Below are 14,779 nucleotides of genomic sequence, written 5' to 3'. Positions count from 1 at the left end.
GGCCGGCAGAGCCTGCCGGGGTCGAGGCCCGTCCATCCGCGCATCGGGAGCGTGGGCACGGCCGGGACGGTGCAGGCACTATAACACCGACTCGTCAGCTGTGCGCGATCAACTGGGGGCGCTGGATATCGGGGCCGCCATCAGGGGTGTCATCGAGATCGTCTTCGGGGCGGGCCCAGCGGCCGATGGCGGCCAGAAGCTTCGACTTCTCAAGCGGCTTGGCCAGGTGGGCGTTCATGCCCGCCTGCAGGCAGCGCTCGACCTCCACCGGCATCACGCCGGCGGTCAGGGCCAGGATCGGGATGCTGCCGGCCGGCCCGGGCAGGGCGCGGATGCGGCGAGCGGCCTCCAGCCCGTCCATCACCGGCATCTGCACGTCCATCAGCACGATGTCGTAGGTCTGCTCCTGCACGGCGGTCACCGCGGCAGCGCCGTCCACCACGGCGTCGACATGATGGCCGGCCTTGGTCAGCATGGTCGTGGCGAGATCGCGGTTCATCGCCAGATCCTCGGCCAGCAGGATGCGCACGCCGGGGCTTCCCGGCTCGATGCGGGAGACGGCGGCGCTGTCGGGCTGGACCGCGGCGCTGCCGGCGGGCTGCAGCGGCAGCGAGAACCAGAAGGTGCTGCCGGCGCCCAGCTTGCTGTCCATGCCGATCTCGCCGCCCATCAACTCCACCAGCCGGCGGCAGATGGCCAGCCCCAGCCCGGTACCGCCGCGCCCGCGTTCCAGTTGGGTGAAGCGCTGGAACAGGTTGCGCTGCCGGTCGGCGGCGATTCCGATCCCGGTGTCGGTCACGGTGAAGGTGCAGATGCGGCTGCCGTCCTCCTCCACCGCCTTGACCGTCAGCCGCACCGCCCCGCTGTCGGTGAACTTCACCGCGTTGCCCAGCAGGTTCAGCAGGATCTGGCGCAGGCGGTCGGGGTCGCCCATGACGAAGCCGCGGGCGGTGGCGGAGATGGTGGTCTGGATCTCCAGCCCCTTCTGTTCGGCGGCGAGCCGGACGATGGCGACGCAGCGGTCGGCCAGATCGTCCAGCCGGAACGGCACGCTGACCAGATCGAGACGCCCGGCCTCCAGCTTCGACAGGTCGAGCACGTCGTTGATGACGGTCAGCAGCGAGCGGCCGGCATCGCGCACCTGCGAGGCGTAGCGGCGCTGTTCCGTCGTCAGCGGTGTTTCCAGCAGCATCTCCGCGAATCCGATCACGCCGTTCATCGGCGTTCGGATCTCGTGGCTCATGGTGGCGAGGAATTCCTCCTTGGCGCGGCTGCCGGCCCGCGCCTCCTCCATGGCGGTGCGCAGTTCCTGTTCGCGCTGCTTCAGGCGGCGCGACATGTTGTTGAAGGCGTGCGAGACGACGCGGAACTCGTGCGGGGCGCGGTCGGCCTCGATCATGGTGCCGCCGCCGCCGTCGCCGATGCGGGTGGCGGCACTTCCCAGTTCCCACACCCAGCGCAGGACCGACGCGCGCAGCAGCACCCACAGCGCGATGACGCTGACCAGCGCCGCGATGGCGAGCAGGCCCAGGCTCTGCCACAGGTCGCGCCGCGCCTCCGTGATGATCGGGCCGGTCGGCATGCCGACGGCGAAGACGGTGTCGGTCTCGCTGGAATGGCGGAAGGCCCACAGCCGCCCGCGGCCGTCGGCGCTTTCGGAATCGAAGGCGCCGTTGCGTTCGCTCAGCATGCGCTGGACATGCGGCATGTGGAAGACGTTGCGGTTCAGCCAGCCTTCCGGGTCCGGCTGGCGGGCCACGATCACGCCGTGGCGGTCCAGCACCATGACGCGGGCGTCCGGCTGCTTCAGCACCTTCACCAGATCGGTCAGCCAGGTGAGATCCACCGCCACGCCGATCACGCGGACGATCCGCCCGTTCTCGATGATCGGGCTGGCGACGATGATCAGCGGCTTCAGCGAGCGCTTGCCGATGATGAAGTCGCTGACCACCCAGTTGCCGGTGTCGAGGACGCGCTGGAAATATTCGCGCTCCCTCAGCGAGATGCCGGCGCCGGGGCCGGTGGTGTCGCAGATGATGTTGCCGTCGGCGTCGGTCAGCCAGACGCCGGTGGTCCAGCGGTGCTGGCGCGGCATCGGCGCCAGGGTGGCGACGCAGGCATCGGTATCGGTCTGCGTGGCGTTGCGGATCGCCGGAACCAGCGACAGCACGCCGAGCAGGTTGCGCGCCTCCCCGATCAGGTCGCGCTGGCGCTCCACCCCGTCGTCGGCGAGGTGCAGGGCCAGTTCGCGCGCCGCGTCGATGCGGTCGTCGAGCTGCTGGTCGGCCAGATACAGCGCACCCGCCAGCGGCAGAGCCAGCGATGCCAGCACGACGCCCATCAGCCGCGCGCGCAGGCTGCGCGGACTGAAGACTCGGAGAAGGCGGTGCAGCAGACCGGCGGGCATGGATCGGGGGCTCTCCGCGGGAACGGGCGTCGACGCACCCGAACCTAAGCCGGCGCGCAGTGCGTTGCGATGACACAGCTCAATAGCATTGAGGGGGACGCAATGTGAACTGGTTGCAGCGTAAAAAGTTGCAGAACGCCAAAATTGTTACCGACCATGCCGTGTGGCCGGGCGTCGGGATTTGACGGCCGTCAAGGCCGGCGGGCTCCTCTTCCGGGATGGTTCGCGCGCAGGTTCCATCATCCCGTGCCGAACGCCCGTCAGGAGATCCGCCCGATGCACACCCGCAGCGACTTCGACATCCCCCCGGCGCGACCGGCCGGCCCCAAGACCGGCCCCAAGACCGGCCCAAGGACCGGAGCCGCAAGGCAGCGGATCCGGCGGATCCTGCTGACGCTGCACCTGACGCTGGGGCTCGTTGTGGGAGGGCTGCTGGCCCTGACCGCGCTGACGGGCAGCCTGCTGGTCTTCTATGTCGAGATCGACCGCGTGCTGACGCCGGAACTGGTGGTCCCGGCCGGGCATAAGGATCCGGTGCCGCTCGACCAGGTGGTGCAGTCCTTGCGCGAGGCCCATCCGCAGCGGACCGGCGGCTGGCGGCTGGAGCTGCCCCACGGCCCCGACCATCCGATCATGGCGCGCTACATGAAGCCGGAGGAGACGGCGGGGAAGTCCTTCGCCCCCCTGATGGTGGCGGTGAACCCCTACAGCGGGGAGATATTGTCCTCCCGCTTCTGGGGCCGGACCGCCATGACCTGGACCTATGACCTGCATTACCTGCTGCTGGCCGGCGACACCGGGCGGACGGTGCTGGCGCTGGGCGGCATCGCCAGCCTGCTCGTCCTGGCCAGCGGGGTCTATCTGTGGTGGCCGGCCGCCGGGAAATGGGGGCTGGCCCTGCTGCCCCGCCTACGCTCCGGCTTCGTGCGGCAGGTGTTCGACATCCATGTGCTGGCGGGCGTCTACGGCCTCGTCGTCCTGCTGCCGCTGATCGTGACCGGGGTGGTCATGGAACAGCCAGACTGGGTGAAGCCGGTGGTCGAGAGGCTGTCGCCCCTGACTCCGGCGCCCGCCGTCGCGCCGGCCAAAGAAGGGACGCAGGTGGGGGCCGACGCCGCCCTGGCCGCAGCGCTCGCCCGCTTCCCGCAGGCCGAACCGCGCTGGGTCGAGGTGCCGGCGCAGGGCGGCGGCGCCTATCACATCCGCCTGTTCCAGGCCAGCGAGCCCGGTTGGCGCTTTCCCAAGACCAGCGTCTGGGTGAACGGCGCCGACGGCACGATCCTCGACCTGCGCGATCCCGCCGGCTGGACCGCCGGCGACGCCTTCTTCGGCTGGCAGCATCCGCTGCACAACGGCGAGTGTTTCGGCCTGTGCTGCCGCATCCTGGTGGCGGTGGGCGGCCTGCTGCCCGCGCTGCTTCTGGCCACCGGCGTGGTGCGCTGGCGGCAGAAGAAGCGGACGCGGCCGGTGCGCGCCGGCTGACCGCCGTTACACCGTCGGCCCGCGCGTCAGCGGGAAGCGCTGCATGACCTTGGCCAGCAGGCCGTCGCGGACGGCGCGGTAGGCCTCCAGCATGGCGTCGCGGGTGCCGTCGACCAGGGTGGGGTCGAAGGTGTTCCAGAACTCCACGTCGCAGGCCATGGTGCGCGTCATCTCGATGGCGCGGTGCTGCGCTTCGGGCGACAGCGAGACGATCAGGTCGAAATTGGTGTCTTCCAGATCCTCGAAGGTGCGGCAGCGGTGCTTGGACAGGTCGATGCCGATCTCCTCCATCACCGCGACGGCGAAGGGATCGACCTCGTCGCCCTCACGGACGCCGACCGAATCCACATAGACGCGCGTGCCGTGGTAATGGCGCATCATCGCCGCCGCCATCGGCGAACGGATCATGTTGTAGGTGCAGGCGAACAGCACGCTCGTCACCGGCAGGGGAGTTAGGACCGGGGTCGCCGCCATGGCCTTGCCCGGTCCGTCAGCCGCGAATGTGCAGGACGCAGATCAGCGTGAACAGCCGGCGCGCGGTCTGCAGGTCCATCTCCACCTTGCCGGCCAGCCGTTCGCGCAGCATTTCCGACCCCTCGTTGTGCAGGCCGCGGCGGCCCATGTCGATGGCCTCGATCTGCGAGGGCGTGGACCGCTTGATGGCGGCGTAATAGCTCTCGCAGATCAGGAAGTAATCGCGGACGATCGACCGGAAGCCGGTGATCGGCAGCATCAGCCGGTCGAGTTCGCTGTTGTCCTCGCGCCGGATGTCGAAGACCAGGCGGTTGTCCTCGATCGACAGGTGCAGGTGGTACGGCCCGTCCTCCGCGAAGTCGCAGGGGCAGAACTCGTTGTCCTCCAGCAGGTCGAAGATGGCGACGGCGCGCTCATGCTCCACCTCCGGCTTGTGGCGGACGACACTCCGCTCGTCGAGCGTCACATGGGTGATGCGCCGCTTGCTCTTTGCCGTCGTCACGCCCCGCCTCCCCCGCAGTCCTTAGTCTTTATAGGCCTTAATCTTTATAGTCTGGCAGCCGCTGGGCGACGGAGCGCGCATGCGCCTCCAGCCCTTCGGCCATCGCCAGCGTCACTGCCGCCGGACCGATGGCCTTGAGGCTGTCGGCGTCGCAGGCGACGAAGGTCGTCCGCTTCATGAAGTCCAGCACGTTGAGACCGGAGGAGAAGCGGGCGCTGCGCGCCGTCGGCAGCACATGGTTCGGCCCGGCCACATAGTCGCCAATGGCCTCCGGGGTGTAGCGGCCGAGGAAGATGGCCCCGGCATTGCGGATCCGCGCGGCCAGCGCGTTCGGATCCTCCACCGCCAGTTCCAGATGCTCAGGCGCCAGCCGGTCGACCAGGGCGGGCGCGTCGGCCATCAGGTCGCCGACCAGAACGATGGCGCCATGCTCCCGCCAGCTTTCTCCTGCGATTGCCGTGCGCGGCAGCGTCTCCAGATGCTTCTCCACCGCCGCCGCCACCGCGTCGGCGAAGGCCGCGTCGTCGGTGATCAGGATCGACTGGGCCGAGGTGTCGTGTTCGGCCTGCGACAGCAGGTCCATGGCGATCCAGGCCGGATCGTTCCGGCCATCGGCCACCACCAGGATTTCCGACGGGCCGGCGATGCTGTCGATGCCGACCAGCCCGTAGACCTGCCGCTTGGCGGCGGCGACGAAGGCGTTGCCGGGGCCGACGATCTTGTCGACCGGCCGGATCGTCGCCGTGCCGTGGGCCAGCGCCGCGACCGCCTGGGCGCCGCCGATGCGGTAGATCTCGTCGATGCCGCAGCGCTTGGCGGCGGCCAGCACCAGCGGGTTGATCGCCCCGTCCGGCGTCGGCACCACCATGACGACGCGCTCCACGCCTGCGACCTTGGCCGGCAGCGCGTTCATCAGCACCGAGGACGGGTAGGATGCCGTGCCGCCCGGCACATAGAGGCCGACGGCGCCGACCGGCGTCCAGCGCGCACCCAGCCGCACGCCGGCGGCGTCGCGATAGTCGGTGACCTCGGGGATCTGGCGGCGGTGGAACTCCTCGATCCGCGCGGCGGCGAGGTCCAGCGCCTCCAGCGTCTCGGCCGAGCATTTGGCGGTGGCCGCGTCGATCTCGTCCCGGCCGATGCGCAGGGTGTCGGCGGTCAGGGTCAGGCGGTCCCAGCGGGCGGTGTAGTCGATCAGGGCATCGTCGCCGCGCGTGCGCACCTGCTCGATCACGCCTGCGACCAGCGTCTGGACGTCCTCGCTGGCCTCGCGCTTGGCGTGCAGCAGCGCCTCGAAGCCGGCGGCGAATCCCGTATCGCGAATATCAAGCCTGACGGGCATTCACCGCCTCCCGGAACTTGTCGATCCACTGAGAAATTTCGGCCGTCCGCGTCTTGAAGGCGGCGCGGTTGACGATCAGGCGCGAGGTGACGTCGGCGATATGCTCCACCTCCACCAGCCCGTTGGCCTTCAGCGTCGAACCGGTGGAGACCAGATCGACGATGCGGCGGCACAGGCCCAGCGTCGGCGCCAGCTCCATCGCGCCGTTCAGCTTGACGCATTCGGCCTGGACGCCGCGCGCGGCGAAATGGCGCTTGGTCACCTCCGGATATTTGGTGGCGACGCGCACATGGCTCCAGCGCGACGGATCGTCGCTCTCCAGCATCTCCGCCGGCTCCGCGACCGACAGGCGGCAGGCGCCGATGCCGAGGTCGAGCGGCGCGTAGATTTCCGGATAGTCGAATTCCATCAGCACGTCGTTGCCGGCCACGCCCAGATGGGCGGCGCCGAAGGCGACGAAGGTCGCCACGTCGAAGGAGCGCACGCGGATGATGCTGAGGTTCGGCACATTGGTGGCGAAGCGCAGAAGCCGGCTCTTGTCGTCGTCGAAGGCCGGTTCCGGATGGATGCCGGCATGGGACAGCAGCGGGCGCAGCTCCTTCAGGATGCGGCCCTTGGGCAGGGCAAGCACCAGCTGGTCGTCGACCGGCGCGGCCACCGTGGCGGCCGTCACCCCTTGGAGACTGGGATCGGCGGACAAAACACTCTCCTCGCTTCGCTCGCCGGGGCGGTGTGCAGGCCCCGGATGAACCATCGCCGCGATAGATAGCACATTCCACGCGCCCGTCACCTGTCGCTGTCGCCCCGCGGAGATTTTACGGGAAAGATGCGCTGAATGAGGAATTCCACACAAATCGCAAAAATGGGTTTGACCAAACTCCATCGAAAGGGTAGATAAAAACCCATGGACGCCCACCGGGGCATCCCGCGGCAATTTGACTTCTGCAGCTTGCGCCGCGTCACCAAACGCTAAAGCGCCACGATACCGGTCGTGGACCTCTTCAAGAAGGAGAGACCGGAATGACATCGCGAGTTTCCGCCCCCCATCCGTGCCTCGGACCGCTCTCCCGGCCTGCATGATGCGCCCGGGCCTGTGTTGCCGCTGATTTCGCGGCCCCAAGACACAGCGCCCATCCCGCACATCCGCCCGATCCGAGTATCTGCGCCGCCGCCCCGCCATGCCGGGAGCCCGCCGCGCCAGGGGAGCATCTCGCCATGTCCCACGCCAACGCCTACGCCATCGAAGTGCAGGGCCGGTCCGCCGGCATCGTCGTCGCCGAACGCGGCGGCTTCACCTTCTTCGTGTCCGATTGGGCTTTCCGCGATCTCGACCGCCGCGTCTTCCGCAATGTCGGACAGGCCCAGCGCGCCGCCCACCAGCATTACAGCCGGCTGCCCGATACCCGCCGCCGCTGAGCCCCTATCAAGAAACCCGCCGCCTGAAATCCTGAGGAAAGTCCCGATGAAGCGCATCCTGATGTCGGTGGCCGTCGCCGCCGGCCTGCTCGCCTCCGCCGCCTCCGCGCTCGCCGCCCCGCTGAAGCTGGGCGTGTCGGCCGGCCCCTATGGCGAGATCCTGGAATTCACCGCCAAGCTGGCCGCCAAGGAAGGCATTGAGGCGCAGGTGATCGAGTTCACGGACTGGAACATGCCCAATGCGGCGCTGCAGGCCGGCGACATCGACGCCAACAACTTCCAGCACCAGCCCTTCCTGGACAATCAGGTGAAGCAGCGCGGCTACGACATCGTCTCCGTCGCCAAGAGCGTCGTGGTGCCGATGGGCGTCTACAGCAGCAAGGTGAAGGCGCTGGCCGACCTGAAGCCGGGTGCTTCGGTGTCGATCCCCAACGACCCCACCAACGGCGCCCGCGCCCTGTTCCTGCTGGCCAAGGCCGGCGTGATCGGGCTGAAGGACGGTGCCGGCCTCAACACCACCATCGCCGACGTCGTCAATCCGAAGGGCATCAAGCTGGTGGAGCTGGACGCGGCGCAGCTGCCGCGCTCGCTCGACGACGTGGATGCGTCGGTCATCACCCTCAACTATGCCGTGCTGGCCGGGCTGGAGCCGAAGAAGGCGCTGGTGCTGGAGGATGACCAGTCCAAGTGGAACCTGGTGTGGGCGGTCCGCAAGGATCGCATGGAAGACCCGACGATCAAGCGCTTCATTGCGCTGTATCGTTCGCCCGAAGTGCGGCAGTTTATCGAAACGCGCTTCAACGGTTCCATCATTCCGACTTGGTGAGGGGGCTGGGGGGACGCTGGACGTCCCCTTTTGCCGATTAAAAGATGATAACGCTAACAAACATTAACAAGACTTACGCCGCCCGCGGCGGCGGGGCTCCGGTCCACGCGCTGGCCGACATCGACCTTTCCATCGGACGCGGCGAGGTCTTCGGGATCATCGGCCGCTCGGGTGCCGGCAAATCCACCCTGCTGCGCACGGTCAACCTGCTGGAAAGCCCGACCTCGGGCAGCGTCACGGTCGATGGGGTGGAGATGACCACCCTGTCGGCGGCGGAGCTGCGCAAGGCCCGCCATTCCATCGGCATGATCTTCCAGCACTTCAACCTGCTGTCCTCGCGCACCGTCTTCGACAATGTGGCGCTGCCGCTGGAACTGGCCGGCATGGCCAAGGCGGAGATCGGCCGGACGGTGGAACCGCTGCTCGACCTCGTCGGGCTGGCCGACAAGCGCAACCGCTACCCGGCGGAGCTGTCGGGCGGGCAGAAGCAGCGCGTCGGCATCGCCCGCGCGCTGGCCAGCAAGCCGAAGGTGCTGCTGTCGGACGAGGCGACCTCGGCGCTCGACCCGGAGACGACGACGCAGATCCTGCATCTGCTGGGCGACATCAACCGGCGGCTCGGCCTGACCATCGTCCTCATCACCCACGAGATCGCCGTCATCAAGGAAATCTGCCACAAGGTGGCGGTGATGGAAGGCGGCCGGGTGATCGAACAGGGGCCGGTCTTCGACATCTTCGCCCATCCGAAGCATCCCACCACCCGCAGCTTCGTCGATCCCGTCATCAACCGCGGGATTCCCGACAGCCTGCGCGACCGGCTGTCCTCCCAGCCCGGCCCCGGCAGCAACCCGGTGCTGCGCATCACCTTCACCGGCGAGAAGGCGACCACCCCGGTCATCAGCGCCATCAGCCGCCAGCTGAACCTGGACCTGAACATCTGGCACGGCCAGATCGACGAGATCCAGGGCGCCCCCTTCGGCACGCTGGTGGTGGAGGCGCTGGGCGATCAGGCCAAGGTCGATGCCGCCGTGGCACTGGTGAAAGAGAACAATCTGGGCGTCGAGGTGTTGGGCCATGCTCTCCCCGCAAATCATTGACCTGCTGATCAAGGGGCTGATCGACACGCTGCACATGGTGGCGGTGTCGGGTGCCATCGGCACACTGATCGGGCTGCCCATCGGCGTGATGCTGGCCGTCACCGGCCGGGGCGAGCTGCTGCAGAACTTCGCCTTCAACAAGGTGATGGGGGCGGTGGTGAACATGACCCGCTCCACCCCCTTCATCATCCTGGTGGTGGCGATCATCCCCTTCACCCGGCTGATCGCCGGCACCTCCATCGGCACCAACGCCGCCATCGTGCCGCTGACCGTCGCCGCCGCCCCCTTCATCGCCCGCGTGGTGGAGAATGCGGTGCGCGAGGTGGATCGTGGCTTGGTCGAGGCGGCGCAGGCGATGGGCGCCACGCCCTTCCAGATCATCCGCAAGGTCCTGCTGCCGGAAGCACTGCCGGGCATCGTCGCCGGCCTGACCCTGTCGGCGGTCAGCCTGATCGGCTATTCCGCCATGGTCGGCGCTGTCGGCGGCGGCGGCCTGGGCGACCTCGGCATCCGCTACGGCTACCAGCGCTTCCTGCCGGAGGTGATGCTGGCGGTGGTGGTCGTGCTGATCGTGCTGGTGCAGATCGTGCAGTCGACGGGCGACCTGATCGCCCGCCGCGTCAACAAGCGTAACCTGAAATCCTGACCTAAAAATCCGAGGAGTGTTCGAGATGCTGCGCTTCCGTTCGCTGGCTTCCCTGCTGGCCGGCGCCGCCACCATGGCCATCGCCTTCGGTGCTTCTGCCGAGACCATCAAGGTCGGCGTCACCGCCGGTCCGCATGCCCAGATCCTGGAAGCGGTGAAGCCCATCGCCGCCAAGGACGGGCTGGACATCCAGATCCTGGAATTCACCGACTACGTCATCCCGAACCAGGCGCTGGCCGGCGGCGACCTGGACGCCAACAGCTTCCAGCACCAGCCCTATCTGGACAACCAGGTGAAGGACCGCGGCTTCGATCTGGTCAGCGTCGGCAAGACGGTGGTCTATCCCATCGGCATCTATTCCAAGAAGGTGAAGAGCCTCGAGGAGCTGCCGACGGGCGCCAAGTTCGCCATCCCCAACGACCCGACCAACGGCGGCCGCGTCCTGCTGCTGCTGCAGGCCAAGGGGCTCATCAAGCTGAAGGACGGCGGCAACCTCAAGGCCTCGCCGATCGACATCGTCGAGAACCCGAAGAAGCTGGAGATCGTCGAGCTGGACGCCGCCCAGCTGCCGCGCTCGCTGGACGACGTGACCGCCGCCGCCATCAACACCAACTTCGCGCTGGAAGCCGGCATCGACCCGGTCAAGGACGCCATCGCGCGTGAATCGGCTGACAGCCCCTATGCCAACGTCATCGTCGTCCGCAAGGCCGACAAGGACAAGCCCTGGGTCGCCAAGCTGGTGAAGTCCTACAACAGCCCCGAGGTGAAGGAGTTCATCCTCACCAAGTTCAAGAACGCCGTGGTTCCCGCGTTCTGAGTGTGTTGAGGGCACGCTCGGCGGCGCACAGCGCGTCGCCGAGCGTCCCGCCCGCGTTCGGGCTGAACAGCCGCATCGACGGATACCAGGGCCGGCAAGCGGTGCCGAGCGCCGTCCAGTCCCCCGCCGGCCCGATCCGCCAGACCGGCACGCCCAGTGCGCCGGCCATCTCCGCCACCGACGTTCCGGCGGAGATCACGAGGTCCAGCGCCGCGGTCAGGGCGGCGGCGCCGTCCAGGTCGCTCCTCAGGTCGAGCGGCGGGCGGTGGATGGCGATGCCGAAGCGTGTTTCCGCTTCGATGAGTTCGGCTTCGCAGTCGTCGTACTGAAGATTGATCAGGCGCAGGCCGGGCAGGGTGAGGATCGGCGCCCAGTCGGTCAGCGGCGCATAGTTGGCGTCGCGCAAGGCACTGCGCAGGCCGCTGCGCCAGCAGAGGCCGACGGTTAGGGCGTCGCTTTCGGTGGAGTTAGACCCCCACCCTGACCCTCCCCCGCTGGGCGGGGAGGGGATTGGAGCTTTGTCGGCGTTCGGCGGCAGTCCCTCCCCGCCCAGCGGGGGAGGTTAGGTGGGGGCAATCGTTGCCGAACTCATCCAATCCCCCCAACCACCCCCGCCACCGCTCCACCGCCGCCTCATCCGCCCGCAGCCATCCCTCCCGCGCCGGGAAGCCGCCCAATCCCCAGCCCAGGCGCAACGGCAGCGACCCCGCCGGGACGTGGCAGTCCGCGTCCACCGGATCCGCCGTCGCCGCGCGCACCTGCGCCTGCGGGAAGGAGCGCGCGAACAGCGCGACCAGCCGCGGCTCGCATTCCACGATCACCCGTCCCGCCCGCGCGATCAGGTCGGCGTAGCAGGCGCTGTACATCAGCTCGTCGCCGATCCCCTGCTCGCGCCAGACCAGCACGGTCTTTCCCGTCAACTCGCCGCCGTCCCAGGCGGGAATGCGGAAGCGCCGGTCCGGCAGAGCCTGCCCGGCGGCGAAGCGGGCCTCCAGCCCGGCCCAGCCGGCATCGAGTTCTCCCCGCGCCAGCGCCGCATAGCCGCGGTTGAAGGCGGCGAGCGTCAGGCCCGGGTCGTCCTCCACCGCCTGCCGGTAAGCCGCGTCGGCCTCCGCCGGCCGGCCGGCGGCGTGCAGGGCGTTGCCCAGATTGTAGCGCCACTCGGCCCGCCGCGGCTCCAGCGCCAGCGCCCGGCCCCAGCCCTTCAGCGCGGCATCCAACCGGCCCTGCCGCTGCCGCAGGTCGGCCAGCCCGGCCCAGCCGGCCCCGGCGCCGGGAGCCAGCAGGATCACCCGCCACCAGGCCAGCCCGGCCGCGGTGCCGTCGCCCGCCCGCTCCAGAGCCAGGGCGAGGTTGCCGATCATGCCGAGGTCGCCCGGCCGGCCCTGGAGAGCCTGACGCAGATGCGCCACCGCCTCTGCCGGGCGGTCGAGCGCCAAGGACGCCAGCCCCAGGTTGCCGACGGCCGACGGGTCGCCGGGCCGCAGGCGCAGCGCCCGCCCCGCCGCCCGCTCCGCCTCGGCGGCACTTGCCGCGTCGCGCAGGGCGTCGGCCGCCAGGGCGGTCCAGGCATCCGCCAGCGCCGGGTCGAGGGCGAGCGCCCGCCGGAAGGCCGGCACCCCGTCTTCGCCCATCGCCTGCCGGGCGAGCCCGGCATTGGTCCATAGCCCGGCATGGAAGGGGGCGAGGCGCAGAGCCGCATCGGTCGCCTCCGCCGCGTCCCCGCCGGCGCCGCGGGTCAGGCGCAGGGCGCCGAGATTGCCGAGCGCCTCCACATCCGTGGGGTCGAGCATGGCGGCGGCCAGCCAGTCGGCCTCGGCCTCCGCCATCGTCCCCATCTCCTGGTGGGCCAACGCGCGGCGCTTGTGGCGGCCGGCGGTCGGCTCCGCCGCGATGGCGCGGGTCAGCAGGGTGACGGCGATGTCGGGCCGGCCGGCCTGATGGCCGAGCAGGCCGTAGCCCTCCAGCGCCGCCGGCACCTCGCCGCCCTGGTCGAGGATGCGCTGATAGAGCTTCTCCGCCTCCGGCCAGCGGCCGGACCCGTGCAGGTCCCGTGCTTCGGCCAGCCAGTCGGCGATGGGCGGGGCAGGGACCAGACGGCGCAGTTCCGCCGCCATGCGGATCAGCACGTCCGCCAACCCTTCGCCGGGCCGCGCGCTCCACAGCCGCATCGACGGGAACCAGGGCCGCACCGCGCTGCCCAGCGCCGTCCAGTCGCCGGACGGACCGAAGCGCCAGACCGGCACGCCGAGCGCGCCCGCCATCTCGCCCACCGAACTCGCGACCGTCACCACGAGGTCGAGCCCGGCGATCAGCGCCGCCACCCCCTCCAGGTCGTTCTTCAGGTCGGTGTCCGGCCAGCGGTGGATGTGCAGGCCCAGGCGCGCCTCGGCCGCGGCGATCTCCGCCTCGCGCCCGTCATACTGCAGGGTGACCGGGATCAGGCCGGGCAGGGTCAGCAGCGGCGCCCAGTCGGCCAGCGTGGTGTAGGAGGCCTTGCGCTCTCCCAGCATGTTCTGGCTGCCCCAGCAGATGCCGACGCGCAGGCCCGGCCCCAGCGCCGCCAGCCGGTCGCGCCAGTCCGCCGACCGCGCCGGGTCGGGCGCCAGCCAGGACCGCCGGTCGGGAAAGGACGACAGCGCCGGCCGCAGCAGCCGGGGCAGCGATCCCATCGCCAACTGGGCGTCGGCATCGGTCGGGGCGGCGGTTTCCGCCCGCACCGTGACGCCGGGCAGGGCGCGGCCGACCAGCCCGGTCAGCCGGGCATCGACCTCCACCACCAGATTTTGCGGGCCGATTGCGGCGGCGAGGTCGGGCAGGGCGGTGCCGAACATCAGCTCGTCGCCCAGCCCCTGCTCCCGCCAGACCAGCAGGCGCCCGTCTGCGGCGCCATCCCAGGGCGGCAGCGTGAAACTGCGCCCGGCGGAAACGCGGCGGGAGGCGAAGCGCGCCTCATACTCGTCCCACCCCTCAGCCAGCCGTCCCTGGCCGAGCAGCCGCAGGGCGAGGTTCCAGCGCGCCAGCGCGAAGCCGGGAGAAAGGGCGAGCGCTTGGCCGTACAGCGCCTCCGCCTCGCCGCCGCGGCCCTGGGCGTCGCGCAGCAGGGCGAGATTCACCATGGTCTCGGCATCGCCGGGGGCGAGGCGCAGCGCCTCCAGATGCGCGGCCTCGGCCTCTCCGGTGCGGCCGGTCTCCTTCAGCACGACGCCGAGGTTGGTCAGTGCCGTCGCATGGCCGGGGTCGAGCCGCAGGGCGTGGCGCAGCGCCGCTTCCGCCTCGCCATACTCATCCCGCGCCCGCAGCAGCGTGCCGAGATTGGCCCAGGCCTCGGCATAGCCGGCGTCGAGGTCGAGCGCCCGGCGGTAATGGACGGCGGCATCATCCAGCCGGTCCTGCTCCTGCAGCGCGCTGCCCAGGCTGTTGTGCGCCTCCGGATAAGCGTCGCGCAGGGAGAGCGCCCGGCGGTATTCCGCCTCCGCCTCGCCCAGCCGGCCGAGCGCATGGAGGGCGAGGCCGAGGTTGGCGTGCTGTTCCGCCATCCGGGGACGCCGCGCGATGGCTTGGCCAATCAGGCGGACCGCCTCTGCATCCTGCCCGCGCTGGTGGTGCAACACGCCCAATAGGTGTAGAGCATCGGGATTGCCGCGGTCGGCCGCCAGCATGGCGCGGTAGCCGCGCTCCGCCCCGTCCAGGTCGCCGGCACGGTGGCGGTCCAGCGCTTGGCCCAGCAGGGCGGCCAGTTTGGCGACGGCGGACGGTGGCGGCATGGG

At 69.8% G+C, this 14,779-nt stretch carries 13 protein-coding genes; 6 read left to right on the top strand and 7 right to left on the bottom strand.

The window, feature by feature from the left end; translation table 11 throughout:
• Window positions 1–94: 94 nt before the first annotated feature.
• Window positions 95–2,407 carry an ATP-binding protein gene (locus AB8P05_RS26710; RefSeq protein ID WP_472761547.1) on the bottom strand — a complete coding sequence of 771 codons (2,313 nt, stop codon included), beginning with the start codon at window positions 2,405–2,407 and terminating at the stop codon, window positions 95–97.
• A 276-nt stretch (window positions 2,408–2,683) separates the two neighbouring features.
• Here AB8P05_RS26710 and AB8P05_RS26705 point away from each other — a divergent pair, with 276 nt between their 5' ends.
• The gene (locus tag AB8P05_RS26705; protein ID WP_472761546.1) at window positions 2,684–3,889 is read left to right on the top strand and encodes a PepSY-associated TM helix domain-containing protein; all 1,206 of its coding nucleotides are present in this window, start codon (window positions 2,684–2,686) and stop codon (window positions 3,887–3,889) included.
• A gap of 6 nt (window positions 3,890–3,895) precedes the next feature.
• On the opposite strand, the gene AB8P05_RS26700 is transcribed toward AB8P05_RS26705, so the two are convergent.
• Genes AB8P05_RS26700 through hisG form a run of 4 tightly spaced genes read right to left on the bottom strand, consistent with a single transcriptional unit; the run spans window position 3,896 to window position 6,961 of the window.
• Window positions 3,896–4,363 (bottom strand): arsenate-mycothiol transferase ArsC, encoded by a 468-nt coding sequence (locus AB8P05_RS26700; protein WP_472761545.1) that lies wholly within the window; start codon window positions 4,361–4,363, stop codon window positions 3,896–3,898.
• A 16-nt stretch (window positions 4,364–4,379) separates the two neighbouring features.
• On the bottom strand, window positions 4,380–4,865 hold the full coding sequence (locus AB8P05_RS26695; RefSeq protein ID WP_452010038.1) for a UPF0262 family protein: 486 nt from the start codon (window positions 4,863–4,865) through the stop codon (window positions 4,380–4,382).
• 37 nt (window positions 4,866–4,902) lie between these two features.
• Window positions 4,903–6,207, bottom strand: coding sequence for a histidinol dehydrogenase (gene hisD, locus AB8P05_RS26690; RefSeq protein WP_472761544.1), 1,305 nt, complete (start codon window positions 6,205–6,207; stop codon window positions 4,903–4,905).
• Window positions 6,191–6,961, bottom strand: coding sequence for an ATP phosphoribosyltransferase (hisG, locus tag AB8P05_RS26685; RefSeq protein WP_455175682.1), 771 nt, complete (start codon window positions 6,959–6,961; stop codon window positions 6,191–6,193). Before hisG ends, hisD begins: the two co-directional genes overlap by 17 nt.
• 461 nt (window positions 6,962–7,422) lie before the next feature.
• Here hisG and AB8P05_RS26680 point away from each other — a divergent pair, with 461 nt between their 5' ends.
• The 5 genes from AB8P05_RS26680 to AB8P05_RS26660 are packed head-to-tail and all read left to right on the top strand — an operon-like array spanning window position 7,423 to window position 11,009.
• Window positions 7,423–7,623 (top strand): hypothetical protein, encoded by a 201-nt coding sequence (locus AB8P05_RS26680; protein WP_045583820.1) that lies wholly within the window; start codon window positions 7,423–7,425, stop codon window positions 7,621–7,623.
• A gap of 46 nt (window positions 7,624–7,669) precedes the next feature.
• Window positions 7,670–8,449, top strand: coding sequence for a MetQ/NlpA family ABC transporter substrate-binding protein (locus AB8P05_RS26675; RefSeq protein ID WP_472761543.1), 780 nt, complete (start codon window positions 7,670–7,672; stop codon window positions 8,447–8,449).
• Between the two features lie 44 nt (window positions 8,450–8,493).
• Complete coding sequence (locus AB8P05_RS26670) at window positions 8,494–9,546, top strand: methionine ABC transporter ATP-binding protein (protein ID WP_472761542.1); 1,053 nt, start codon at window positions 8,494–8,496, stop codon at window positions 9,544–9,546.
• Window positions 9,524–10,192, top strand: coding sequence for a methionine ABC transporter permease (locus tag AB8P05_RS26665; protein WP_149222883.1), 669 nt, complete (start codon window positions 9,524–9,526; stop codon window positions 10,190–10,192). Before AB8P05_RS26670 ends, AB8P05_RS26665 begins: the two co-directional genes overlap by 23 nt.
• A gap of 25 nt (window positions 10,193–10,217) precedes the next feature.
• Window positions 10,218–11,009, top strand: coding sequence for a MetQ/NlpA family ABC transporter substrate-binding protein (locus tag AB8P05_RS26660; protein WP_472761541.1), 792 nt, complete (start codon window positions 10,218–10,220; stop codon window positions 11,007–11,009).
• Here AB8P05_RS26660 and AB8P05_RS26655 read toward each other — a convergent pair.
• The gene (locus AB8P05_RS26655) at window positions 10,981–11,415 is read right to left on the bottom strand and encodes a hypothetical protein (protein ID WP_472761540.1); all 435 of its coding nucleotides are present in this window, start codon (window positions 11,413–11,415) and stop codon (window positions 10,981–10,983) included. The genes AB8P05_RS26660 and AB8P05_RS26655 overlap by 29 nt on opposite strands.
• Window positions 11,416–11,476: 61 nt before the next feature.
• Window positions 11,477–14,776, bottom strand: coding sequence for a tetratricopeptide repeat protein (locus AB8P05_RS26650; protein ID WP_472761539.1), 3,300 nt, complete (start codon window positions 14,774–14,776; stop codon window positions 11,477–11,479).
• Between the last annotated feature and the right edge of the window lie 3 nt (window positions 14,777–14,779).

The organism is Azospirillum sp. VT-I1 (assembly GCF_055698305.1).
The sequence above is the reverse complement of the archived record's forward strand: the minus strand, read 5'-3'. Positions and strand labels throughout refer to the sequence as shown.